This window comes from Pediococcus argentinicus, from assembly GCF_001437605.1.
Classification (GTDB): Bacteria; Bacillota; Bacilli; order Lactobacillales; family Lactobacillaceae; genus Pediococcus; species Pediococcus argentinicus.
In genome coordinates, this window is record NZ_JQCQ01000023.1 from 1 (window position 1) to 25,899 (window position 25,899).

The 25,899-nt window shown below is 38.4% G+C and carries 16 protein-coding genes, 7 tRNA genes and 1 riboswitch; of the genes, 2 read left to right on the plus strand and 21 right to left on the minus strand.

What is annotated here, in order from left to right:
* Positions 1 to 122: 122 nt before the first annotated feature.
* From fusA to rpsL, 3 genes are all read right to left on the minus strand, one after another.
* Positions 123 to 2,213: an elongation factor G gene (gene fusA, locus IV88_RS06210; RefSeq protein ID WP_057799851.1), complete on the minus strand. Its 2,091-nt coding sequence runs from the start codon at positions 2,211 to 2,213 to the stop codon at positions 123 to 125.
* A 116-nt stretch (positions 2,214 to 2,329) separates the two neighbouring features.
* Positions 2,330 to 2,800 carry a 30S ribosomal protein S7 gene (rpsG, locus tag IV88_RS06215; protein WP_057799852.1) on the minus strand — a complete coding sequence of 157 codons (471 nt, stop codon included), beginning with the start codon at positions 2,798 to 2,800 and terminating at the stop codon, positions 2,330 to 2,332.
* A 13-nt stretch (positions 2,801 to 2,813) separates the two neighbouring features.
* Positions 2,814 to 3,227: a 30S ribosomal protein S12 gene (rpsL, locus tag IV88_RS06220; RefSeq protein ID WP_057799854.1), complete on the minus strand. Its 414-nt coding sequence runs from the start codon at positions 3,225 to 3,227 to the stop codon at positions 2,814 to 2,816.
* 254 nt (positions 3,228 to 3,481) lie between these two features.
* Between rpsL and IV88_RS09580 the strand changes: the two genes are divergently transcribed.
* A complete protein-coding gene (locus tag IV88_RS09580) occupies positions 3,482 to 4,147 on the plus strand; it encodes a prepilin peptidase (RefSeq protein WP_083486857.1) in 666 nt (221 codons plus the stop codon).
* A 38-nt stretch (positions 4,148 to 4,185) separates the two neighbouring features.
* Here the strand turns inward: IV88_RS09580 and rpoC are convergent, their stop codons facing one another.
* The 16 genes from rpoC to IV88_RS06300 form a co-directional block, all read right to left on the minus strand.
* A complete protein-coding gene (gene rpoC, locus IV88_RS06225; RefSeq protein WP_057799856.1) occupies positions 4,186 to 7,827 on the minus strand; it encodes a DNA-directed RNA polymerase subunit beta' in 3,642 nt (1,213 codons plus the stop codon).
* Positions 7,828 to 7,857: 30 nt separating this feature from the next.
* Entirely contained in the window at positions 7,858 to 11,466 is a 3,609-nt protein-coding gene (gene rpoB / locus IV88_RS06230; protein ID WP_057799857.1) for a DNA-directed RNA polymerase subunit beta, read from the minus strand.
* Positions 11,467 to 11,717: 251 nt separating this feature from the next.
* The gene (locus IV88_RS06235; protein ID WP_057799859.1) at positions 11,718 to 14,195 is read right to left on the minus strand and encodes an ATP-dependent Clp protease ATP-binding subunit; all 2,478 of its coding nucleotides are present in this window, start codon (positions 14,193 to 14,195) and stop codon (positions 11,718 to 11,720) included.
* A gap of 22 nt (positions 14,196 to 14,217) precedes the next feature.
* Positions 14,218 to 14,685, minus strand: a complete 468-nt coding sequence (locus IV88_RS06240) for a CtsR family transcriptional regulator (RefSeq protein WP_057799861.1) — start codon at positions 14,683 to 14,685, stop codon at positions 14,218 to 14,220.
* Positions 14,686 to 15,115: 430 nt separating this feature from the next.
* A tRNA-Pro gene (locus tag IV88_RS06245) sits at positions 15,116 to 15,189 on the minus strand.
* A 75-nt stretch (positions 15,190 to 15,264) separates the two neighbouring features.
* Positions 15,265 to 15,338, minus strand: a tRNA-Arg gene (locus IV88_RS06250).
* A 4-nt stretch (positions 15,339 to 15,342) separates the two neighbouring features.
* Positions 15,343 to 15,414: transfer RNA gene (locus IV88_RS06255), tRNA-Gly, on the minus strand.
* Positions 15,415 to 15,417: 3 nt separating this feature from the next.
* Positions 15,418 to 15,490: transfer RNA gene (locus tag IV88_RS06260), tRNA-Thr, on the minus strand.
* Positions 15,491 to 15,509: 19 nt separating this feature from the next.
* Positions 15,510 to 15,591, minus strand: a tRNA-Leu gene (locus IV88_RS06265).
* Positions 15,592 to 15,600: 9 nt separating this feature from the next.
* Positions 15,601 to 15,673 (minus strand) — tRNA-Lys (locus tag IV88_RS06270).
* 3 nt (positions 15,674 to 15,676) lie between these two features.
* Positions 15,677 to 15,749, minus strand: a tRNA-Val gene (locus tag IV88_RS06275).
* Positions 15,750 to 15,880: 131 nt separating this feature from the next.
* Positions 15,881 to 17,866, minus strand: coding sequence for an N-acetylglucosamine-specific PTS transporter subunit IIBC (gene nagE, locus IV88_RS06280; RefSeq protein WP_057799863.1), 1,986 nt, complete (start codon positions 17,864 to 17,866; stop codon positions 15,881 to 15,883).
* A 176-nt stretch (positions 17,867 to 18,042) separates the two neighbouring features.
* The gene (gene serS, locus IV88_RS06285; protein WP_057799865.1) at positions 18,043 to 19,317 is read right to left on the minus strand and encodes a serine--tRNA ligase; all 1,275 of its coding nucleotides are present in this window, start codon (positions 19,315 to 19,317) and stop codon (positions 18,043 to 18,045) included.
* 270 nt (positions 19,318 to 19,587) lie between these two features.
* Positions 19,588 to 20,220, minus strand: coding sequence for a deoxynucleoside kinase (locus IV88_RS06290; RefSeq protein WP_057799866.1), 633 nt, complete (start codon positions 20,218 to 20,220; stop codon positions 19,588 to 19,590).
* A 77-nt stretch (positions 20,221 to 20,297) separates the two neighbouring features.
* Complete coding sequence (locus IV88_RS06295) at positions 20,298 to 21,758, minus strand: amino acid permease (protein WP_057799868.1); 1,461 nt, start codon at positions 21,756 to 21,758, stop codon at positions 20,298 to 20,300.
* A 116-nt stretch (positions 21,759 to 21,874) separates the two neighbouring features.
* Positions 21,875 to 22,055: riboswitch (Lysine riboswitch) on the minus strand.
* A gap of 41 nt (positions 22,056 to 22,096) precedes the next feature.
* Complete coding sequence (locus IV88_RS06300; RefSeq protein WP_057799870.1) at positions 22,097 to 22,585, minus strand: GNAT family N-acetyltransferase; 489 nt, start codon at positions 22,583 to 22,585, stop codon at positions 22,097 to 22,099.
* A 215-nt stretch (positions 22,586 to 22,800) separates the two neighbouring features.
* Here IV88_RS06300 and IV88_RS06305 point away from each other — a divergent pair, with 215 nt between their 5' ends.
* On the plus strand, positions 22,801 to 24,003 hold the full coding sequence (locus IV88_RS06305; RefSeq protein WP_083486858.1) for an LCP family protein: 1,203 nt from the start codon (positions 22,801 to 22,803) through the stop codon (positions 24,001 to 24,003).
* A gap of 147 nt (positions 24,004 to 24,150) precedes the next feature.
* On the opposite strand, the gene IV88_RS06310 is transcribed toward IV88_RS06305, so the two are convergent.
* Both IV88_RS06310 and IV88_RS06315 read right to left on the minus strand, forming a co-directional pair.
* Positions 24,151 to 24,492, minus strand: a complete 342-nt coding sequence (locus IV88_RS06310) for an SH3-like domain-containing protein (protein WP_057799872.1) — start codon at positions 24,490 to 24,492, stop codon at positions 24,151 to 24,153.
* On the minus strand, positions 24,489 to 25,865 hold the full coding sequence (locus IV88_RS06315; protein WP_057799874.1) for a GW dipeptide domain-containing protein: 1,377 nt from the start codon (positions 25,863 to 25,865) through the stop codon (positions 24,489 to 24,491). The genes IV88_RS06310 and IV88_RS06315 overlap by 4 nt, the downstream gene beginning before the upstream one ends.
* Positions 25,866 to 25,899 lie beyond the last annotated feature (34 nt).

Consider the following 25,899-nt stretch of genomic DNA (forward strand, 5'->3'; position numbering starts at 1 on the left):
TGTTGCACTTCAATTTTAAATTCGGGTACAAAATAAAAAAATAAAAATAAAAATAAAAAAATAAAAAAGTTTCATTCCACGTAAAATGTGAAATGAAACTTTTTTACTGAATTTGCATAAAATTATGCTTGTCCACCATTTTTCTTGATAATTTCTTCTTGAATTGACTTTGGTACAGCTTCATAGTGATCAAATGTCATAGTAAATGTACCACGACCTTGTGATGCAGAACGAAGTGTTGTAGCATAGCCAAACATTTCTGAAAGAGGTACAAATGCATGAATTTCTTCAGCACCAGCGACCGCTTCCATACCATCAACACGTCCACGACGAGCAGTAACTTGTCCCATGATATCACCCATGTATTCTTCAGGAACACGGATTTCAACCTTCATGATTGGTTCAAGAATTACTGGAGCTGCCTTCTTAGCAGCTTCACGAAGGGCAATCGAAGCAGCCACCTTAAATGCAGCTTCACTAGAATCGACTTCATGATAACTACCATCGTATAACTTAGCCTTTAAATCAACTAAAGGATAACCAGCAAGAACACCGTTATTCAATGCTTCTTTAAGACCTTGTTCTACTGAAGGAATGTATTCACGAGGAACAACACCACCAACAATGGCATCTTCGAATTCGAATCCTTTACCTTCTTCGTTTGGTTCGAATTCGATCCAAACATCACCATATTGACCTTTACCACCAGACTGACGCACAAACTTACCTTGTGCAGAAGTCTTTTGAGTAAATGCTTCACGATAAGAAACTTGTGGAGCACCAATAGTAGCTTCAACGTTAAATTCACGTTTCATACGATCAACGATGATATCCAAATGCAACTCACCCATTCCGGCGATAATAGTTTCACCAGTTTCAGGGTTTGTTTCTGCACGGAATGAAGGATCTTCTTCAGCAAGTTTTTGCAAAGCGATATCCATCTTATCTTGATCAGCTTTTGACTTAGGCTCAACGGCAACCTGAATAACTGGATCAGGGAATGTCATTGATTCCAAGTGCAATGGATGATCAGGATCTGTCAATGAATCACCAGTCGTTGTATTCTTAAGACCAATTGCAGCTGCAATATCACCAGAGAATACTTCTGGGATTTCTTGACGTTGGTTTGAATGCATTTGTAGCAAACGACCAACACGTTCACGTTTGTCTTTTGTAGCATTTAAAACGTATGAACCAGATTCAAGAGTACCTTGGTAAACACGAATAAATGTTAAACGACCAACGAATGGGTCAGTAGCAACTTTAAATGCAAGAGCAGCGAATGACTTGTCATCACCGGCAACCAAATCAGTTTCTTCACCTGTTTCAGGATCAGTAGCTTTATAAGGTTTAACATCAAGTGGTGATGGAAGATAATCAACAACTGCATCCAACATCATTTGAACACCCTTGTTCTTAAATGCTGAACCAGCAAGAACAGGGAATAATTCAAGTGATAATGTACCCTTACGGATAGCAGCTTTGATTTCATCTACACTGATATCTTCTCCACCAAGGTATTTTTCCATGATGTTTTCATCAATATCAGCAAGTTGTTCTAACATCTCAGTACGACGTTTTTCAGCTTCTTCTTTATATTGATCAGGAATATCAACTGTATCCCATTCTGTACCTAACTCATCTTCGTCATACAAATCAGCCTTCATTTCAACAAGGTCAATGACACCTTCGAAATCATCTTCGGCACCAATTGGCATTTGAATAGGAAGAGCATTTGCTTGAAGACGGTCATGGAGTGATTGAACAGAAAAGTCAAAGTCAGCACCCAGCTTATCCATCTTGTTTGCAAACACGATACGAGGAACATTATAGTCAGATGCTTGACGCCAAACTGTTTCAGTTTGAGGTTCAACACCGGCTTGTGCATCTAACACAGCAACAGCGCCATCAAGAACACGGAGTGAACGTTCAACTTCAATTGTGAAATCAACGTGTCCTGGCGTATCAATAATATTGATACGGTGGTTCTTCCAAGCAGCAGTTGTAGCAGCAGATGTAATAGTAATACCACGTTCTTGTTCTTGGGCCATCCAGTCCATTTGTGAAGCTCCATCATGAGTTTCACCAATCTTATGGATCTTACCTGTATAGTATAAGATACGTTCTGTTGTTGTTGTTTTACCAGCATCAATATGAGCCATGATACCGATATTACGAGTTTTTTCTAAAGGAAACTCACGCTTGTTAGCCATATGTTTATTGTTTCTCCTTCCAAAAGTAGCATTATAGCTTACTAGAAAAAATGACTATTATATGCATCCATATAATAGTCACCATGGTTGCAAAAATTAATTGCAACGACTAAAGATTACCAACGATAATGTGCGAAGGCACGGTTAGCTTCAGCCATCTTATGTGTATCTTCACGTTTCTTAACAGAAGCGCCTGTGTTGTTAGCAGCATCCATGATTTCACGTGCAAGACGTTCTGTCATAGTGTGTTCACCACGTAGACGAGAGTAGTTAACGAGCCAACGTAATGCAAGAGTTGTCTTACGATCAGGACGAACTTCAATTGGAACCTGGTAGTTAGAACCACCAACACGGCGAGCTTTAACTTCAAGAACTGGCATTACATTGTTCATAGCTTCTTCAAATACTTCTGTTGGTTCTGAACCTGTTTCAGCTTTAATCATATCGAATGCTCCATAAAGAATCTTTGAAGCAGTTCCACGTTTACCATCTAACATTAAACGGTTGATTAAACGTGTAACAAGTTTTGAGTTGTACATTGGATCTGGTAAAACTTCACGTTTTGGTGCTGGGCCTTTTCTTGGCATCTAAACAGCCTCCTTATTTCTTAGGTTTCTTTGTACCGTATTTAGAACGGCTTTGTTTACGATCAGTAACACCCGCTGTATCAAGCGCACCACGAATAATGTGATAACGTACACCAGGTAAATCCTTAACACGACCACCACGGATCAAGACAACACTATGTTCTTGAAGGTTGTGACCAATACCAGGAATATAAGCTGTAACTTCAATTAAGTTAGATAGACGAACACGGGCATATTTACGTAAAGCCGAGTTAGGCTTCTTAGGTGTCATAGTACCCACACGTGTAGCAACTCCACGTTTTTGAGGAGCTGGGTTATCTACTGTAGTTTTTTTCATGCTGTTGTAGCCGTAATTCAAAGCTGGAGCTTTTGACTTTGAGCTTTGTGAATGACGACCTTTACGAACCAATTGGTTAATTGTAGGCATCGAAATGTTTCTCCTTCCAAATTATGAATTAACTTGTTTTAAGTACACATATCCAGGCGGTTCATTTTTATTCAAATAAAAATAATGCCTAGACAGTTATAGGGCTAACGTTTCCAGTCAGCATGTCTGCCGTTGCAGAACCTGTCCACAAAAAGCACCTCTATTAGAATATCACGTGATAATGGGTAATGCAAGAATCAAAATAAATTCTTCGCGTTAAAAATACTTATTTATAAGTATACAGGAGGAGAATTATGATTCAACTTTATTTATTTATTATTGGATCTTGTATCGGATCCTTTTTAGTAGCATCGTATCAGCGTCTTTCCCAAGGTAAATCTATTTATAGCCCCCGCTCACATTGTGACTCTTGTCAGACCCTACTTCCTATATTCTTACTTATTCCAATTGCTAGTTACTTACTGTGTTTGGGAAAATGTGTCTACTGTCGAGCAAAAATTCCAATCTACACACTCTTAATAGAACTCATTTGTGCTTTATTATTCCTATCAGTATATGTGCGTTTTCCACGACATATTTTATATTATCTTTTGCTATTCACAATTTTATTATTTATAAGTACCGAGGACTTGGCAACAAAAAGTATAAGCACTAACTGTCTTCTGTACTTAACTGGATTACTCTTTTTCCACAAACCCACTCTCATTGGATTCATTCTTTTATGTCTAATCATTCTATTGTCTATAGAGGCTTTTGATTTCCAAAGATACTTCCGAAGGATTGGGTTAGCCGATATCGAACTAATACTTAGCTTCATGATAGTTTTGAATTTAGAAAGAGTTTCCTACATTGTGCTTTGTGCAACATTAATCATATTTCCATTTCATATTTCTTTCAAACATAAGCCTTTGCCTTTTATTCCAGCTTTATCACTTTTCTTTATACTTTTATGTAAGTAAAAAGAGTGAGCTCATTTGAGCTCACTCTTTTAGTTTAACTACTTTTCAACAGTTTCATTCATTTCTTTTTCAACATCACTAAGTGATTGTGGTTGTTCAACGTTGCCACCAACGACTTCAGGTTTGATTTGACGATAATCGCCCATACCAGTACCGGCAGGAATAATCTTACCGATAATAACATTTTCCTTAAGTCCAACAAGTGGATCATTTTTACCACGGATAGCAGCATCTGTAAGAACACGTGTTGTTTCCTGGAATGATGCGGCTGACAAGAAACTATTAGTTTCAAGAGCAGCCTTAGTAATTCCAAGGATAACTGGACGTGAAGTAGCAGGAATACCACCAGCGATAAGTGTCTTGTAGTTATCATCCTTGAAATCATTAATATCCATTAACGTTCCAGGAAGAATATCAGTATCACCAGGATCCATAACACGAACTTTACGAAGCATCTGACGAATCATGATTTCCACATGCTTATCACTGATTTCTACACCTTGCATACGGTAAACTTTTTGAATTTCGCTAAGCAAGTAGTTTTCAGTAGAAAGAACATCACGAACTTTAAGAAGTTCCTTAGGATCAATTGAACCTTCATTAAGAGCTGAACCACGACGGATAAAGTCTCCTTCAGCAACACGCATACGAGCGTTGATTGGAAGAGTATACGTACGAGTATCAGTTTCGCCCTTAATAGTAATGTCCTTAGTACGTTCTGCTGGATCTTCTTCGATAGACTCAACTGTACCTGTAACTTCAGAAATTTCAGCACGACCTTTAGGGTTACGTGATTCAACAATTTCTTGGATACGTGGCAAACCTTGAGTAATATCTTCGTTACCAGCAACACCACCAGTATGGAAGTTACGCATAGTTAACTGAGTACCTGGTTCACCGATTGATTGTGCAGCAACTGTACCAACAGCTTCTCCAACTTCAACACGATCACCAGTAGCCATATTACGACCATAACATCTCTCACAAACTCCATGACGAGTGTTACATGTAAACGCAGAACGAATAGTTACTTCTTGTACGCCCGCTTCTACAATTGCTTGAGCAACAACTTCATCAATCATTTCGTTAGCGCCGATAATCTTATCACCAGTCTCAGGATCAAGAACTGACTTCATTGTGTAACGGCCAAGAATACGGTCATAAAGTGGTTCGATCATTTCATTACCATCAGCAATCGCTGAAATTAATAATCCACGATCTGTTCCACAGTCTTTTTCACGAACGATAACATCTTGAGCAACATCAACCAAACGACGAGTTAAGTAACCAGAGTTGGCGGTCTTCAAAGCTGTATCGGTCATACCTTTACGAGCACCATGAGTAGAAATAAACATTTCCAAGACACTAAGTCCCTCACGGAAGTTTGATAAGATAGGAAGTTCCATGATTTTACCATTCGGAGCAGCCATCAAACCACGCATACCAGCTAACTGAGTAAAGTTTGAAATATTACCACGAGCTCCGGAATCACTCATCATAAAGATTGGGTTTTGAGGGTCAAAACTCTCCATCAATCGTTGTTGAATGTCATCTTTAGCATCGTTCCAAATTCCAATAACACGTTCATAACGTTCGTCATCAGTAATTAAACCACGACGGAACTGCTTAGTAACTGTTGCAACCTGTTTATGAGCTGCGTCAATAATTTCTGGTTTATCAGGCAAGTTAGTAATATCAGCAATACCCACTGTAACACCAGAAAGTGTTGAACGTTCAAAACCAAGGTCCTTCATACGGTCAAGCAAACGCGATGTTGCAGTCACTTTATAAATCTTATAAACCTGGGCGATAACATCACTCAAGAATCCTGACTTAAATGGTGCAATAAGTGGTTGTTGACTAAGAAGAGCTTTGATATCTTCACCAGCATCTAAGAAATACTCATCAGGTGTGTTACCAATTAAGTTTTCATTTGTAGGTGCGTTCAAGTAAACAAAGTCTTCTGGCAAGATTTCATTGAAGAGCATCTTACCAACAGTTGTTACTAAAATCTTACCTTTTTGGTCAGGTGTAAATGGCTTCTTAGCCATTGAGTCAGCACGAACACCAATACGAGAATGGATTGAAACGTAACCGTTTTGAAGTGCCAATTTGATTTCAGCGAGATCATTAAAGATCATACCTTCTCCGACACTTTCAGCACGTTCCATTGTTAACCAGTAGTTACCGATAACCATATCTTGTGATGGTGTAACAACTGGCTTACCATCCTTAGGAGCCAAGATATGATGAGCAGCAAGCATCAAGAGACGAGCTTCAGCTTGAGCTTCATTTGATAAAGGAACATGGATAGCCATTTGGTCTCCATCAAAATCGGCATTGTAAGCTTCACAGGCCAATGGGTGTAAACGCATAGCCTTTCCGCTAACTAGAACTGGTTCAAATGCTTGAATACCCAGTCTATGAAGTGTAGGTGCACGGTTCAAAAGAACTGGATGTTCTTTAATAACGTCTTCTAACACATCGTAGACATCGTCATCTTTGCGATCAATCTTACGTTTAGCATTCTTAATGTTTGAAGCTAAGCCACGACCAACAAGTTCTTTCATGATGAATGGTTTGAACAATTCCATAGCCATTGGAACAGGAAGTCCCATTTGGTTCATCTTAAGGAATGGTCCAACATCAATAACTGAACGGCCAGAATAATCAACACGTTTACCTAGTAAGTTTTGACGGAAACGTCCTTGCTTACCTTTTAACATGTGAGAAAGTGACTTCAATGGACGGTTACCAGGTCCAGCAACTGGACGGCCACGACGACCATTATCAATCAAGGCATCAACAGCTTCTTGTAACATACGCTTTTCATTTTGAACGATGATACCAGGAGCGTTCAAGTCTAACAATCTCTTCAAACGGTTATTACGGTTAATAACACGACGGTACAAATCGTTCAAATCTGAAGTAGCAAAACGGCCACCATCCAATTGAACCATCGGACGTAAATCAGGTGGAATAACAGGAATAGCATCCATTACCATCCAATCTGGTTGGTTACCAGACTTGATAAATGCTTCAACGATATCTAAACGACGGACAGCACGTGTACGCTTTTGACCTGAAGCATCTTTCAATTCTTCTTTTAATGCAGCTGCTTCTTTTTCAAGATCAACTGTTTCGAGAAGAGTTCTGATAGCTTCCCCACCGATTTCGGCTTTGAAGTCGTTACCGTATTCTGATAACTTTTCACGATATTCACGTTCTGTTAATAATTGTTTCTTTTCAAGTGGTGTCTTTCCAGCATCAACAACAACGTATGAAGCGAAGTAGATGATTTCTTCTAATGAACGAGGGCTCATGTCCAATACAAGACCCATACGGCTAGGAATACCCTTGAAATACCAGATATGTGTTACTGGTGCAGCAAGTTCGATATGTCCCATACGTTCACGACGAACCTTAGACTTTGTAACTTCAACACCACAACGGTCACAGACGATTCCTTTATAACGAATTCGTTTGTACTTACCACAGGCACATTCATAGTCTTTAGTTGGGCCGAAAATTCGTTCATCGAACAAACCGTCTTTTTCAGGCTTTAATGTTCGATAGTTGATTGTTTCGGGCTTTTTAACTTCACCATAAGACCAAATACGAATCTTATCTGGTGATGCCAAGCCTATTTGCATGCTTTCGAATTTATTGACATCGATCAAAGGACCGACCTCCTTCTTATTTTAAACGTCTTAGTTTTGTTTACTATCAGTTGTATCGGTTGCAGGAGCTGGAGTAGTAGCACTCTTTTCGGCTGCCTTAGCAGCGTTTTGTTCCTTTTGTTGCTCAGCATATTTGCTTAAAGCATCAACGTTAACAACGTCATCATCGTCATCGTCCATTTCACGAAGTTCTACTTCTTCGTCATCGTCTCCAAGAACCTTCATATCGAGACCAAGAGCTTGAAGTTCTTTAACAAGTACTCGGAATGATTCTGGAACACCAGGACGTGGAATTGGTTCACCCTTAACAATTGCTTCATATGTCTTAACACGTCCAACAACATCATCAGACTTGTAAGTTAAGATTTCTTGCAATGTATAAGCTGCACCATAGGCTTCTAAGGCCCAAACTTCCATTTCACCAAAACGCTGTCCACCAAATTGTGCTTTACCACCAAGAGGTTGTTGCGTAACAAGTGAGTAAGGTCCGATTGAACGAGCATGAATCTTATCGTCAACCATGTGAGCAAGTTTCATATAGTGCATAACACCAACGGCAACACGTTGTTCGAATGGTTCACCTGTACGTCCATCATATAAGACAGTCTTAGCATCTGAATCCATTCCAGCTTCGTTAACAGCATCCCAAATATCTTTATCTTGAGCACCATCAAATACTGGACTTGCCATATGAATACCCAAGTTACGAGCAGCCATACCTAAATGAAGTTCCAAAACTTGTCCAATATTCATACGTGATGGCACACCCATGGGACTAAGCATAATATCGATTGGAGTTCCGTCTGGCATGTAAGGCATATCTTCTTCAGGAATAACAACTGAAACAGTACCCTTGTTACCATGACGTCCGGCCATCTTATCACCGACTTGAATCTTACGTTTTTGAGCGATGTAAACACGAACCATCATGTTAACACCTGGTGATAATTCATCACCATTTTCACGAGTAAAGATCTTAACATCTTGGACGATACCGCCACCACCATGAGGAACACGGAGTGATGTGTCACGAACTTCACGAGCCTTTTCACCAAAGATAGCATGGAGCAAACGTTCTTCAGCAGATAATTCTGTTACACCCTTAGGAGTAACTTTACCAACTAAAATATCGCCATCTTCAACTTCAGCACCAGTACGGACAATTCCATCTTCGTCAAGGTTCTTAAGTGCTTCTTCCCCAACGTTAGGAATTTCGCGAGTCATTTCTTCAGGTCCAAGTTTTGTATCACGAGCTTCTGATTCGTATTCTTCAATATGAATTGATGTATAAACATCGTCACGAACCAAACGTTCATTAATAGCAATAGCATCTTCGAAGTTATAACCATTCCATGTCATGAAGGCAATTAATGGGTTTTGACCAAGAGCTAATTCACCTTGTTCCATTGAAGGACCATCAGCGATAACTTCATCGGCATCAACTTTATCATTAACGCGAACAATTGGACGTTGGTTATAATTCTTACCACCATTTGAACGACGGAACTTCATCAACTTGTAAGTATCTAAAGCACCATCATCACGACGAACACGAATTTCGCGAGCGTCTACGTATTCTACAGAACCAGGATGTTGGCATAATAAAGCAACACCAGAATCATGTGCAGCTTTGTATTCAATACCTGTTCCAACTAATGGAGAATGGGGATCAACCAAAGGAACAGCCTGACGTTGCATGTTAGCACCCATCAAAGCACGGTTAGAATCATCATTTTCCAAGAAAGGAATACATGCAGTAGCAACGGCAACTACTTGCTTAGGAGAAACGTCCATGTAATCGACATTTTCAATACTGATTTCAATATTATTATCATCATGACGAGCCATAACAACATCATCAACGAATGAACCATCATCGTTTAATGGTGAGTTAGCCTGTGCAATAACGAATTGATCTTCTTCATCAGCAGTTAGGTAATCAATACGGTCAGTAACCTTGTGATCTTCCCATGAAACACGACGATATGGAGTTTCAATAAAGCCATAACGGTTAATCTTAGCGTATGAAGCCATATTATTGATAAGTCCGATATTAGGGCCTTCAGGAGTTTCAATAGGACACATACGACCATAATGAGTGTAATGAACATCACGAACTTCGTATCCAGCACGGTCACGAGTCAAACCACCAGGTCCAAGGGCAGATAAACGACGCTTATGAGATAACTCACCAAGTGGGTTAGTCTGATCCATGAATTGTGACAATTGTGAAGAACCAAAGAATTCTTTAGTTGCAGCAACAACTGGACGAATATTAATTAATTGTTGTGGTGTAACTGTTTCAGCATCTTGAATTGACATTCTTTCACGAACAACACGTTCCATACGCGAAAGTCCAATTCTAAATTGGTTTTGTAGTAATTCACCAACTGAACGGATACGACGGTTACCCAAATGATCAATATCATCTGTTGAGCCAATTCCTTGTTGTAATAGGAAGAAGTAGTTCATTGATGCGATAATATCAGCAGGTGTAATATGCTTCAATTTAAGATCAATATTACCATTACCAATCATCTTCAATTCACGTTCTGGATCACTAGGATCTTGAACTTTAATCACTTGAATAGTCATTGGATCTGTAACAACGGCTTCTGAAGATGGTTGATAAGTGATTGTCTTAAAGTCTGAGCGATCTAAGAATGGTGCAAGATCACGCATAACATCGTTTGTGATTTCAGTACCACTTTGTGCAATAACTTCACCAGTGTCTGGATCAGCTAAAGTTTCGGCAAGTGTTTGACCTAATAAACGAGTCTTCAAACTAAGCTTCTTGTTAACCTTGTAACGACCAACAGGAGCCATGTCATAACGACGAGGGTCAAAGAAACGAGCCGTCAAAAGGCTTCTTGAACTGTCAGCAGTCTTAGGTTCACCAGGACGCAAACGTTCATAAACATCCTTTAATGATTCCTCAACACGTGAGTCTTCAGGATTCTTGTGAACATCTTTATCAAGAGTGAAATCTAAGCTGTCTGAACCGCCAAAGATATCAATAATTTCTTCATCTGAACCAAATCCTAAGGCACGGACTAATTCAGTCATTGGAATCTTACGTGTACGATCAATACGTACGTAAGATACTTCTTTAGCATCTGTTTCGTATTCCAACCATGCTCCACGGTTAGGAATAACGGTTGTACCCCAAATGTTACGGCTGTTTTTATCAACAGTCATATTGTAATAAACACCAGGCGAACGAACTAACTGAGAAACAATAACTCGTTCTGCTCCATTAATAATGAAAGTACCTTGTTCTGTCATTAATGGGAAGTCACCAAAGAACACGTCTTGAGACTTGATTTCACCAGTTTCGTGGTTAGTTAATCTCAATGTTACGTGTAATGGTGCTGAATAATTTGCTTCATGTTCGCGAGCTTCATCAACTGTATATTTTGGTTCTAATAGTTGATAATCAACGAATTCAAGAGAAAGTTTTCCAGCAAAATCTTCAATTGGCATAATGTCATTGAACATATCGCGGAGACCTTCATCTAAGAACCATTGGTAAGAATCTGATTGGATTTCAATCAAATTAGGGAGATCTAGCACTTCTTTAATTCGTGCGTAGCTCCGACGTGTACGATGCTTACCATACTTAACTAAATGTCCTGCCAAGTTAGTCACCTCTCCAATTATTTAGCAATGAAATGTTACAGTTTGATTACAATTACTCACAAAACCCGTTTTTTGGCAAAAAAAAACCAAAAATAGCCAGAATAAATAAAGCTATTTTTGCTTTCTCTATACGGATTACTGCGGACAATAGATCGCGTTGTATCCATTTCAACTTACTTTACATACAAAAAGTATTCTAAACTCTCACAGAACCTTTGTCAAGATTTGTGATTGCTTAGAATATTTTAGAATTAGCTCTTTACTTTACTACTTTTGACACTCGGATTTGTCACCTTAAACGTAATCTTCTTGTTACGTGCACCAACGGTAACTTCATCACCTGCTTTGGCCTCACCGCTTAGAATCAACTCACTAAGTTGATCTTCAACTTTAGTTTGAAATGCTCTTCTAATTGGACGAGCTCCAAATTCAGGATCAAATCCTGCATCAGCAACCACATCAATAGCTGCTGGAGTAATCTTAGTATTAATACCTTGTTCAGCCATACGTTTCAAAATATCTTTCGACATTAATTTTACAATCTTATGCAACTCTGGCTTTGTTAATGAATGGAAAATGATTGTTTCATCAATTCGGTTCAAGAATTCAGGGCGGAAGCTTTGTTTCAAGACTTCACGAACCTTAGCAGCCATTGCGGAGTAATCCTCAGCTACATCTTTAGCACCAAATCCAACTGACTTTTCATCCCTCAAGGCTGTTGCTCCAAGGTTAGAAGTCATAATAAGAATCGTATTTCTGAAATCAACTCGACGTCCCTTAGAATCAGTTAAGAATCCATCATCTAGAACTTGTAACAATAGGTTGAATACGTCTGGATGAGCCTTTTCTACTTCATCAAAAAGAACTACAGAATATGGCTTACGACGAACTTGCTCAGTTAATTGTCCCCCTTCATCATACCCAACGTAACCAGGAGCTGATCCAACCAACCGGCTTGTGCTGTATCGTTCCATATATTCTGACATATCAATTCGGATCATATTTTCTTCAGATCCAAACATTACATCTGCTAATGTTTTTGCTAGCTCTGTCTTACCAACACCAGTAGGTCCAAGGAACATAAATGAACCAATTGGTCGTTTAGGATCTTTAAGTCCTGAACGTGCTCTTCGAATAGCACGAGCAACTGATGATACGGCTTCATCTTGTCCAATTACACGTTCATGCAATACATGTTCAAGATTAATCAAGCGCTCTGACTCTGATTGTTGCATTTGTGTCAGTGGGACACCCGTCCAATCCGAGACAACTTCAGCAACACTTTCGCCAGTTTCTACTAATGTATAATCGGTACTCTTTGATTTTTGATCCGCTTGTTTATCAAGTTTTTGTCGCAGCTTCATTTCTTTAGTACGAATATCAGCCGCTTTTTCAAACTCTTGATCTTCAATGGCATTTTCTTTATCAGCAGTAAGCTGGTTTAGTTTTTCTAAATCACAGTCACGCTTGCTCTTCTTATCAGAACCATCAATTCTGATTTTAGCAGCTGCTTCATCGACTAAATCAATTGCCTTATCGGGTAAGAAACGGTCACTAATGTAGCGAGCTGATAGACGAACAGCTTGCTCAATGGCATCATCCGTAATTTTTACATGATGATGATCTTCATACTTAGGACGCAGACCTTTTAGAATTTCAATGGCTTCATCTTGTGAAGGTTCATCCACTTCTACTTTAGCAAATCGACGTTCCAATGCAGCATCTGATTCAATATACTTTTGATACTCGTTCAAAGTAGTTGCACCGATTGTTTGTAGTTCGCCTCGTGCTAAGGCAGGCTTCAGAATATTTGATGCATCAATCGCACCTTCAGCACCACCAGCACCAATTAAGGTATGCAATTCATCAATAAAGAGAATAACTTCGCCATCAGCCTGAATTTCTTCAACGACTTTCTTTAGACGGTCTTCAAATTCACCACGATACTTAGTACCAGCAACCAATGATCCCATTTCTAGCATCATCAGGCGCTTGCCTTGCATATCTTCAGGAACTTCACCAGTAACAATTTTTTCAGCTAATCCTTCAGCGATAGCCGTCTTACCAACACCGGGTTCGCCAATTAAAACCGGATTGTTCTTAGTTCTACGACTAAGAATTTGAATAACACGACGAACTTCGTTATGACGACCAATCACGGGATCGATTTGATCATTACGAGCCATTTCCGTTAAATCACGAGCAACAGAATCTAAAGTTGGTGTACCACCTTTTCCATTCTGTGAAGCGCGCTTACGTTTGGCAGTTTCACGTGCTTGAACTGTAGGATTTACTCCTAGCTTACGTAAGATAACTTTTCTTACTTCAGCAACATCAACATCCAATGCTAATAAGATGCGTGAAGACAGAATTGTATCATCTTGAATTAAAGCTAATAGTAAATGTTCTGTTCCAATCTTGTTTGCAGCCAATTGCTTAGCTTCTTCACCAGACAAAGCTAAAACATCTTTGGCCTTAGGCGAATATGGTAAGTAATCGTTGGAGCTGGAATTCATTGTGCCGTATCCAGTAAAACGTTCGATTTCTTCAGAGACATCTACTTGTGTTACACCAAATTGTTCTAGGACACTCTTTGCAATTCCATTTTCTTCAATCGTTAATGCTAATAATAAATGTTCTGTTCCAACAGCAGGATGTTTGAATCCCTTTGCTTGTTCTTGAGCTAAAACTAAAACACTTTTTGCACTAGGCGTAAATAAATTGTCCATTAGTCCACCTAACTTTCTTTATCTAATCTTCATATCTTAAATGATTCAACACACCGACTAAAATCTTAGCGCGAACCTGATCTTCCAAACGACGTTCACCAAAGTCCAAAGTGCTTTTAGCAATTGTCGAAGCTAGGAGTCCAGCCTCTCGTTTATTTAAAACATCATCTTCATATAGACTGCCAATGATTGAGATTGCATCTCGTTCACTAACCGAATCTCCAATCACTTGGATTAAAGAGTCCAAGACATCAATATCATCTAGTAACTTAACTTTTTCAATGCGGATATAGCCTCCGCCACCACGCTTACTTTCAACAACGTATCCGTTTTGGATCGTGAAGCGAGTTTTAATAACATAATTGATTTGGGAGGGGACCACATCAAACTGGTCAGCAATTTCCGACCGTCTAATTTCCACTTCCTCAGAATCCGCGAGAATCTGTTTGAGATACTTCTCAATAATGTCTGAGATATTTTGACCTTGCACTTTAATCACCTCTTCCAAATCTTTGACTAATACTGACTATTATTATACGAAATAAAATTGAAAAAGCAAAAGATATTGTCTTTTTGTGAATATTTTTAAAAAGATAAAGAGAGTTTCACTGGTATAAAGCCCAGTAAAACTCTCTTTTAGTTGCGTATGTGCTTCTTTGTGTTCCGTTGTGAAACAAGCCATCAAGACTTGACCTAAATATTCTATTCTAAAACGCGTTCCTCAAACCTGATCTCTCCGCTTTGCTACGAAAAGTAATCATTCCCTAACTAGGAATAATCTACGCTCTTCTCTGAAACGCGCTCCTCAAACCAGTCTTCTCCGTTTAGCTACGTACTAATCACATTCCCACAACCCGGGAATATGCTTATTCCTATGCTAATACTCAAAGACTACCAGTTTGATCCACGCTCTAACTTAATCGGGAAAACAGGATTTGAACCTGCGACCCCGTACTCCCGAAGCACGTGCTCTACCAAGCTGAGCTACTTCCCGTTACCTAACTAATGGTACTCTAAAAATAAAAGAAAACAATAAAAAAGAGAATGGATATTATCCATTCTCATATGATGCACCCAGTAGGAGTCGAACCTACAACCTTCTGATTCGTAGTCAGACACTCTATCCAGTTGCGCTATGGGTGCAAAAAGCGGAAGACGGGATTCGAACCCGCGACCCCCACCATGGCAAGGTGATGTTCTACCACTGAACTACTTCCGCAGATGCCGACTAGAGGATTCGAACCTCCGACCCCCTGTTTACAAGACAGGTGCTCTGCCAACTGAGCTAAGTCGGCTAAAACTTAATGGTGCTAATGCGGGCGAAGGGATTCGAACCCCCACACCTTTCGATACAAGAACCTAAATCTTGCGCGTCTGCCAATTCCGCCACGCCCGCAATTAAAAGTGAGCCGTGACAGGTTCGAACTGTCGACCCTCTGATTAAAAGTCAGATGCTCTACCAGCTGAGCTAACGGCTCAGATGGAGGATACAGGGCTCGAACCTGTGACCCTCTGCTTGTAAGGCAGATGCTCTCCCAACTGAGCTAATCCTCCATGTGAACGATGTGTCAATTGTCTTTCGACTTCTTGACAACATATAGTATCTTACCGAAATCGAAGAGGTCTGTCAATCACTTTTAAATAAAAAAATGATTGAAACTTTTATTCGTTTCAATCATTTAAACTCAAGCCTTAACATCAGCCTTTCCAGCTAATTCGTTGGCCTTAATATTTTGATCAGATTCATTCTTATATGAAATAACTTGATCCATATTAGTAATAATCACCATAATTGTTGTGTCTTTGCCTGCATCTCGAACTTTGTCCAAATCCATGTTAGCAATTACGTCACCATGCTTGATATGATCATTTTCCGAAACATTCACTTTAAACGGCTTTCCATCCAGTTGAACTGTATCAATACCCATATGAACTAAAATTTCCAAGCCCTCATCTGATTTAATCGCAATCGCATGCTTAGTTGGGAACACTGACATAATAGTTCCATCAACCGGGGCAACAACTTGGCTATCTGTTGGTTCAACCGCGAAGCCATCACCCAACATCTTTTGTGCAAAAGTTGCATCATTAACTTCTGAAATATCCATCAATGCTCCATGAACAACTGAGTATAAGTTCTCAACAACCGTTTTGACTGTTTTAGTATTTTCAGTTTGTGTTTCTTCATTAGAAGAGTTTTGAGTATTCTTAACTTTAGTTAATTCAGTTCCATTATTGAAGAGTTTGCTTAAAGCATCGGCAACGAACTGAACTTCTGTTCCAATAACAATCTGAATATTAGTTTTATCCAAAACATTAACACCAGCAACTCCAGCATTTTTAACTGAAGATTGATTTACTAAATCAGTATCTTTCAATTGTAATCTCAAACGAGTTGTACAATTATCGATTACGCTAATATTATCCTTGCCACCAATTGCAGCGTAAATTTGTTTAGCCTGGCGTGAATATTTATTATCTTCATCATTTACTTCAACACCCACAACTTGATCACTGTCGTCCGTTAACGGTTCACGTCCAGGAGTCATTAAATTAAATTTATGAATTGCAAAATTAAATCCGAAGTAATAGATAACTGCCATTACTAGTCCTTGAACTAACAACATTAATGGCATATTTGCCATTGGTAAATGCGCACTTAAAACAAAATCTACCAATCCAGCACTGAAAGTGAATCCAGCAGTCCAATGCATAAAGGCTGCAAACCCAAGTGATAATCCTGTGAATACTGCATGTAAAACATATAGTGGCCATGCAACAAACATAAATGAAAACTCAAGTGGTTCTGTAACCCCCGTAAAGAATGAAGCAAAACCACCAGCTAACATTAACGAAGCTGTTTCCTTTTTACGTTCTGGAATAGCATTACGATAAATGGCGTAAGCACCGGCTGGCAACCCGAACATCATAACTGGGAAGAAACCTGCCATGTACATACCCGTTACACCTTTAGTCCCGATGTTGGACCAGAATTTTCCAATATCATTAATACCAGCAATATTAAACCAAAATACTTGGTTCAAGGCTTGATGTAACCCAGTTGGAATTAATAGACGGTTAAAGAATCCATATAATCCTGCCCCAACAGCACCCAAGCTAACCATGAATTTACCAAAAGCAACTAGAGCATTATACAGTGGTGGCCAAATTAGCAATAGTAGTATTGTGATGACCAGCATTGTTAGTGCAGATAAAATTGGCACTAAGCGTTTACCACTGAAGAACGATAATGCCATTGGTAATCTTGTTTCATGGAATCGATTATACAGTGCTGCCGCTACAAGTCCTGCCACAATACCAATAAATACATTACCCGCAATTGCATTAAAAGCCGGATCAACTTGTGTCACTTTAATCCCCTTTAATAAAGCAACACTATCTGGTTTTAAAACACTAACTGGAATTAAGTATGCAACTAATCCGGCTAATGCAGAAGCACCATCTTTATCCTTCGACATCCCAAGTGCCAGTCCAACTGCAAATAAAATTGATAAATTGCTTAAAATGGCTTGTCCACCAGACTGTAAAAATTGAGCGATAACCCAATTAGCTGGTAAGTAATGGCCTATTCCTTCTAGTAAAGCTGCTGCAGGTAAAACAGCCACTGGTAATTGTAGCGAACGACCCATACGTTGAAAATATGTTTTCATTATCACGTCTCCTTTTTCTATACCATTTCATACTAATACCGTAAAATAATACAGGTCAAGGGTTTTATGGGTATATACCACTTCATAAAATTATCCTAAAGCTAATCCTATAATAAAGAAATCGGTTACAAAAAAATAAACTTACATCAAAAAAATGTAAGTTTATCTATAGCTAACTATTTAATAACAGTCATACCACCCATGTAAGGTACTAATGCTTCTGGGACGTTTACTGTACCATCTTCATTTTGGTAGTTTTCCAAAATTGCAGCAACGGTACGTCCAACTGCTAATCCAGAGCCATTTAAGGTATGAACATATTGTAACTTGCCATCAGCATCACGATAGCGAATGTGTGCACGACGAGCTTGGAAATCAGTACAGTTCGAACAACTTGAGATTTCACGGTATTTATCTTGTGCAGGAATCCAAACTTCCAAGTCATGAGTCATAGCTGCAGTAAAACTCATATCACTCGTAGTCAATGTAATTACGTGATAAGGAAGACCAAGTTTTTGCAAAAGCGTTTCAGCATGACGAGTCAACTTTTCAAGTTCATTCCATGAATCTTCTGGCTTTGTAATCTTAACCATCTCTACTTTGTTGAACTGATGCATTCGAATAAGTCCACGAGTGTCACGACCAGCACTTCCGGCTTCAGAACGAAATGCTGGAGAAAGAGCAGTGACATTAATTGGAAGTTGATCTTCATCTAAGATTTCATCACGATAGTAATTAACTAAAGGAACTTCTGCTGTCGGAATTAAAGTTAATTCTTCATCCTTAATTTCATAACCAGCATGGCTTTCTTTAAACTTAGGGAATTGTCCGGTACCAAACATCGATGCGTCATTAACCATGTATGGGGTGATTTCCTCTGTAAATCCAGCTTCAATGTTTTGATCAAGGAAAAAGTTGTAAACAGCGCGTTCCAAACGAGCTCCAGCACCAATATAGTAAACAAAACGACTACCCGATACTTTAGCTGCTGTTTCAAAATCTAAGATTCCTAATTTTTCACCAATTTCCCAGTGTGCCTTAGGCTTAAAGTCAAATTTACGAGGAGTACCATTTTTGCGTAACTCAACACTGCCTTCTTCAGTTAAACTAATTGGGACTTCTGGATTTGGAATATTTGGTAAATGAGCAGCCATATCATCAACTTGCTGAGCAGCGACTTGTAATTGTTCATCAAGTGCTTTAATTTCCTTGCTAACTTTTTGCATATCAGCAATTTGGTCACTAGCATCTTCTTTGTTGCGTTTTAAAGTAGAGATTTGATCAGAAACATCATTCCGATGCTTCTTCATGTTTTCGCTCTTAACAATCAAATCACGACGTTCGCTATCCTTAGCTAAAAGTTCATCAATTGTTTCACCTTTTACGCCACGAGTAGCAAGCTTTTCTTTAATCTCATCTGGATTATTACGAATCAATTTTAAATCTAGCATTATAATTCCTCCTTAGAATATATAAAAAGAGCCTCTCTCCAAATATTGGGACGAAGAGGCTCTTTTCGCGGTACCACCCAAGTTCACCACTAAATAGTGATGCTCTCAAATAATGATAACGGCATTACCCGTGTGCTATTAACGCACCCGCATTCCACGTCGGAGTTTCAACTGACAAATTCACACCATCATTGTCTCTCTTTGAGTCTACTTAAAACGTATCGCGTTTTTCAATAACCTTATTTTACAATATTCATTGCAGAATAACAATTAGATACTTGCAACCTTTTGGTCAATTAATTGAATTACTTCAGCACGAGCATCATCGTTTTCAACAAAGTCTAAACGATCACCATCAATCTTAATCTTAGGACTTTGATCATATGCATCAAACCATTTAACATAACGTTCGTTTAATGTTTTGTAGTATTCATATAAACTTGGATCTGTTTCAATCTGTTCATATGAACGACCGCGTTTTTGAATTCGTTTTAACATCGTATCAAATGAAATATCGATATGAACTAGTAAATCCGGATTCTTCTTATATGAAAGACGGGGTAATTCTTCCATCATGTTGCTAAGCAATGAATCATATATCTCTACTTCAGTATCAGTTGCACGACCTAAGTCAGCGTTTAAATGAAACAACAATGAATCTTCATAAATAGAACGGTCCATCACGCTACGACTCATATCAGAAGCATTCTTGATGCTATCCATACGTTTATTCAAAAAGTAAATTTGAAGTAAAAAGGCATAGCGTTTTGGATCCTTATAAAATAGTGGCAAAATTTTGTTATCATCCACTGATTCGTAATAAGCATCACTATTCCAGTGTTGTGAAAGTAATTCCGTTAAAGTTGTTTTTCCAGCGCCAATTGGGCCTGACAATGCAATCATTAGTAGTTCCCCTTTTTGTTTTAATCAATACTACATATTGTATCATCAATATTAATCATTTCAATATCTTGATTTTATTATTCTTTAGTGATATCTGGTTTAGATAAATCAACTTCATCTAATGGTATCAGTTTGGTTTTATATTTAATCTTATAGTACAAGAACATGATTAGGAACAACGGAATTGCCATGTAAGTAACTCCCATAGCTTCCCAATTCATGTGCTTAACAGCTCCTAAATCTTGTCCGACAATAACAACAATACTTAGGATAAAGGCAAAAATTGGACCAGCTGGGAACCATTTTGCACGGTAACGTAATTCGCTTAAATCATGACCTTGTTTGATAAATGCACGACGGAAGCGCCAATGTGAAACAGCAATTCCAACCCATGCCACAAATCCAGTCAATCCACTAGCAGCAACTAACCACATATAAATTTCAGGACCAGCAACACTAGAAATAAATGTTAACAATCCAACAATGGTTGTTCCAACTAATGCAGCTAGAGGAATCCCACGTTTGGTAGTATGTGAGAAGAACTTAGCAGCATAACCTTGCTTAGCCAATGAATATAGCATTCTAGTTGATGCATACATCCCTGAATTTGCTGAAGACAAAACAGAAGTCAAAATAACAGCATTCATAACACCAGCTGCACTAGCTAAACCAGCACGACGGAAAACTAATGTAAAGGGACTAATCTTAACGTCTGTTGCAGATGATCCTAACAAGTCAGGACTTGTATAAGGAATAATACATGCGATAACGAAGATAGCCAAAATATAAAATAGTAGAATTCGCCAGAATACTTGGTTAACAGCACGTGGAACACTCTTTTCAGGTGTTTCAGATTCACCAGCTGTGATTCCGATTAATTCCGTTCCTTGGAAAGAGAATCCAGCAACAACGAAGACGCTCAACATTGCAGGAATTCCACCAACAAATGGGGCTTTCTTATAAACAAAGTTTTCTAATAAAGTGGCATGACCACCCATAATACCGAAGATTGTTAAAACACCAACAATTAAAAATACAACAACTGTGACTACCTTAATAATAGCAATCCAATATTCAGTTTCACCAAATGCTTTAACTGTTAAAGCATTGACCAGGAAGATAATGACCAACGCCACCATACTCCAAATCCACCCTGGTATATTCGGCAACCAAAACTTCATAATTAAAGCAATCGTACTAATGTCAACCGCGACGGTAATGGCCCAGTTAAACCAATAGTTCCACCCCATTGCAAATCCAAATGCGGGATCAACATATTTAGTTGAATAAGTAGCAAATGATCCTGATACAGGCATATATGTAGCCATTTCACCAAGACTGGTCATCAGAAAGTAAACCATGATACCCATTCCGATATATGCTACTAAAGCTCCTCCAGGTCCGGCCGTTGAAATTGCCGAGCCACTGGCTACAAATAATCCAGTTCCAATACTTCCACCAAGGGCAATCATTGAAATATGACGCGTCTTTAACGCACGTTCCACTTGGTTGTGTTCTTTTTGTGCTTCCTTTGCCATGCAAAGACCTCCTAAAATTTAAGAAGGCGCTGTTTCCTGTAGAGTTAACTAAAATAAAAAAGCCTTTTTGAAAGCTTACGCTCACAAAAAGACCGGTTAATTCCTATATCAGTCAAATCGTAGATAGCGCTCCGCTGTAACTTTGTACAGCGACAGTTCCTAGTCTATTAAACTAGATCCCAACACGTGTTCGAAAAAGCTCACACGCACTTCGGCCTCGCACCCTTTCACTAACCATCATCGACGCTTTTCGTCTCAAGTTAGTTACTGATGTTTAAGGCAACCTCTTCTTTCGATGCAGTATTTATTATAGGTAAAGATAAACTCGATATCAACCTCTAAACTAATTTTTCAAAATGATATTCAGTTTTAGGACTATTATCAAATGCTGAAACAACATTAAACTCTCCCGGAACGCGAGTAAAGTTGTTCTTTTTTAGCACTACTTGAGATGCTAAATTATCATGCCAAGTACCTGCAGTGAATTTTTTAATAGACGGATTATCAATGGCCATATTATGTAGAGCAATTTTCAAAGCTTTTGTCATTATCCCTTGATTCCAAAAAGACCGTCCCAAAACGTATCCAACTTCGAAATTATGAACATCTTCTTCAGAAAAAAACAGGATAAATCCCGCCATTTGTTCGCCATACTCAATCACCCAATGATGATTATTCTCAATCAAGCTTCGAAATGCCATCCAGCTCTCAAAAGAGCTCAAATGATTCTTCATTCCTGAGCGTTCGGCAATAGCTTGATTGTTTAACAAATCAACATAGACCTGATAGTCATCTGTCCGAAAATGTCTCAATTTAATTTCTGGCATCCCAATCCCCCCGCATATTTATCACTATCTTAGCGCTTTTTTTGCTTCAATAACGTAAATTTGCTTAACATTTTTTAAATATCTAAGAGAAAATTAGCTATATCATCCAGTTATAAGATATACTATCTTAGATACAATAGATATTTTATATTTAAAATATACATATAAACAAAGGCATTATTTCATGCTTGTCCTTTGTAGGAGGAACATCCCTAATGGATAACAATGACTCACAAAATAGTCGTTCCGGTAATCAGTACACTAACAATAGTCGTACTCAAAGCAGAAGTGCTGAACGAAATAATAAAGAAAATCGACCGGGAAAGAAACCTAATCCAAATCGAAAAAAATTAATTATTGCCATATCAGCAGTCGTGGTTGTACTTTTAGCAATCTTCGGCGTATATAAATGGATGCAAGCGAAGAGAGCTGCTGATTCAATTTTTAGTAGTGCCGATATTCAAAAAGCTCGCGACGTATCAGATACCCTTAAACAAGGAAAGCCTATTTCTATTTTATTATTAGGTACTGATACCGGTGCTCTTGGACGTAACTTCCGAGGCCGGACTGATACTATCATTGTAGCAACCTTAAATCCTAAAAAGGAAAAGATGACACTAACAAGTATCCCCCGTGATACGGCCATTTCAATTCCAGGTTATACAGACTATGCCCCATCAAAAATCAATGCCGCTTACGATTTAGGTGGTGCTGGAACAACTATCAAAGCTGTTCAACAATTACTGAATATTCCAATTGACTTCTACGGCTTGATCAACATGGGTGGACTTGAAAAAATTGTCGATGGTGTTGGTGGAATTGACGTAACACCTAAACTAACATTCAAATACGGTAATGCCGATGTCAAAAAAGGCGAAAAGATTCATCTTGAAGGTGCAGCTGCCTTAGATTATTCCAGAATGAGGCATGACGATCCTCTTGGTGACTACGGTCGTCAAACTCGTCAACGTCAAGTTCTAATGGCAGTATTACGTAAAAGTGATTCGGCCACCGCTCTTTTGAACCAAAAGTTCATGGATTCTTTGCAAAAGCAGACTCAAACAGATTTAACTTTTAATGACTTACTCACTTTATCAACCAAATATCGAGTTGCTACCCATCATTTGAAATCAACTCACTTACAAGGAGTTGGAACAGTAATTGGTGGTGGTGATTATGAAGTTGCCCAACCGGATGAAATGGAACGAGTTACTAAATTTATTCGTGATTCACTAGATTTGGAGCCAGCTAAAACAGGGACTTCCGGATTAGATGGTGGTAATTCTACTAGTGGCCAAGAATCATCATCATCAGGTGCTACTGGAAATGCAACTCCTGCTCAACAATCACCTGCCCCTTCACAGCAGGACAATACGCAACAGCAGCCAGCAACTAGTAACACTAACGCCTTTAGATAAACAAAAAAATCCATACCAAGTTATCGAAAACGATACTTGGTATGGATTTTTTTGTTTCTTAAACATTAGTTAGTAAATCGATTAATAAACTGGCAGCAAACTTCAATAATACTCTCATCATTAGAGCTCGAAACAAGAGTTATAAACCTACGATTTAATTGACTTTAACCCCCGACCTGAAATCCAGCCTCGAACATGTCCATCTATTGAAATACGATAGTATGGTGTACTGTCACTCTCAATACGACCAATACAATCAAACGTAACGTGTTTTCCCTTATAATTCGATCCATATGCTATTTGAGAAACATTATAGTAGCTACCGGGGATATGATCATAAATATTATTAGACCCAACTTTGGCAGAAATATCCGCAGTACCATGTGCATCAGTATACTTTGAACCATCATTAAAACCTTCCAATGCAGCTCCGTATATCCAACCCAGATTTTTATTACCTAGACTTGCACGATAGTACGCTACTTTCATACAGGAACATGAGCTTTACAATTGATAACTAGATTTTTACCTTTGAAGGATTTTCCAGAATTATTCTTAACAATTATATAAGCAGATTTTGTCACATGATTATAAAAATCATTAGTAACATTTTGCTTTATCCTGGCCGTAAAATGAGTATCCGTATATTGAATATTATCTGTTACGTCAAGTAAATCAGATTGATATAGCCATCCTAAGCTTTTTCCACCAGAACTAATTTTGTAATACCCTGTTTTTTCATTGTTCTTCTGTGCCTTATCTGTAATATCAACTTTTTTGTTAGCCAAACTCTTAGCCGAAGTTACAACTTTATTTTTAAACCTGCTTTCAGCAATATGATTAAAAATCTGATGGCTAGCATTCGACTTGATTTTTGCCGTTGCCTTGGCTGAACTGTAATTAAGACCATCATTAACATTTTTAAATGCGGCCGCGTATAACCATCCCAACACTTTGCCCCGATATCTAATCCTGTAATATGGTTGTCCATATGAAACGTTGGCTTTAGCATCTATCAAAACATTCTTATTTGATAATTTGGAGGCCGTTGTGATTTGTTTAACTTTATAACCACTACCCGGAACATGATTATACAAAATATTATTGGTGGGAATAATTCGTGCCGACGCATCAATATCAACATATGAAACCTTTGATGAATTAGAATTTGAATTAGTCTGCCCATAATATTTTTGAACTAATTGGAAGAAATCTGACATTGTATACGATTGTCCAAAAAACTGTCGTCCTGCATTATCAAAATATGTCACAGGGTCCACATGGTCGGTGGAATGCCACTTCATAGTAGTAGCATAATGGGAGAAGACTGTTCCATTCCAACCATTGTTTGCATTGGCAAATGTGCATGGAAGTTTATATTGGTGTAATAAATATGCAGTATAATAAGCAGAATTATTAACCTCGCTGGCAAAAGAATATGCGCTATGCATTTCAACCTGCTCAAATTGCACAAACTTTGCATTAGCAGGGTAACCAGCACCCCATGAACCATAATTAGTATTGGCAATATTAATAATCCGATCTGCATCTACAAAACTATGCACAAAAGCTAAATCGTAATTGCCTTTCATGAAACTGATCTCACCGAATATTGAAGAATTTGGATTTCCAGTTTCATGAACAACTACACCTTCAGGTTTTCCGTATCCATGTTCATAATCAGGATGTGGAAAGCCAGCCCACTGTGCATTTGTAATGCTGGCATGTTTTAAATTATTGTTGTAAATATAACTGTTAACACTCTGAGCATGGACTTTATCAGTGTTATTAAAAATAGCTAAACACCCAAGTATAATCAATACCGGTATCATTAAATAATTTTTTCTAAAAAACATATTCATATTACGAACTTCCTCGTATATTTAAAATATATAT

What these genes read in the sequence shown, in the direction of transcription:
- fusA (WP_057799851.1), bottom strand. Translation starts at nt 2,213, where the DNA reads ATGGCTAACAAGCGTGAGTTTCCTTTAGAAAAAACTCGTAATATCGGT.
- rpsL (WP_057799854.1), bottom strand. Translation starts at nt 3,227, where the DNA reads ATGCCTACAATTAACCAATTGGTTCGTAAAGGTCGTCATTCACAAAGC.
- IV88_RS06310 (WP_057799872.1), bottom strand. Translation starts at nt 24,492, where the DNA reads ATGAAAGTAGCGTACTATCGTGCAAGTCTAGGTAATAAAAATCTGGGT.
- IV88_RS06300 (WP_057799870.1), bottom strand. Translation starts at nt 22,585, where the DNA reads ATGCCAGAAATTAAATTGAGACATTTTCGGACAGATGACTATCAGGTC.
- IV88_RS06315 (WP_057799874.1), bottom strand. Translation starts at nt 25,865, where the DNA reads ATGAATATGTTTTTTAGAAAAAATTATTTAATGATACCGGTATTGATT.
- IV88_RS06235 (WP_057799859.1), bottom strand. Translation starts at nt 14,195, where the DNA reads ATGGACAATTTATTTACGCCTAGTGCAAAAAGTGTTTTAGTTTTAGCT.
- nagE (WP_057799863.1), bottom strand. Translation starts at nt 17,866, where the DNA reads ATGAAAACATATTTTCAACGTATGGGTCGTTCGCTACAATTACCAGTG.
- IV88_RS06290 (WP_057799866.1), bottom strand. Translation starts at nt 20,220, where the DNA reads ATGATTGCATTGTCAGGCCCAATTGGCGCTGGAAAAACAACTTTAACG.
- IV88_RS06295 (WP_057799868.1), bottom strand. Translation starts at nt 21,758, where the DNA reads ATGGCAAAGGAAGCACAAAAAGAACACAACCAAGTGGAACGTGCGTTA.
- IV88_RS06305 (WP_083486858.1), top strand. Translation starts at nt 22,801, where the DNA reads ATGGATAACAATGACTCACAAAATAGTCGTTCCGGTAATCAGTACACT.
- rpsG (WP_057799852.1), bottom strand. Translation starts at nt 2,800, where the DNA reads ATGCCAAGAAAAGGCCCAGCACCAAAACGTGAAGTTTTACCAGATCCA.
- serS (WP_057799865.1), bottom strand. Translation starts at nt 19,317, where the DNA reads ATGCTAGATTTAAAATTGATTCGTAATAATCCAGATGAGATTAAAGAA.
- IV88_RS09580 (WP_083486857.1), top strand. Translation starts at nt 3,482, where the DNA reads ATGATTCAACTTTATTTATTTATTATTGGATCTTGTATCGGATCCTTT.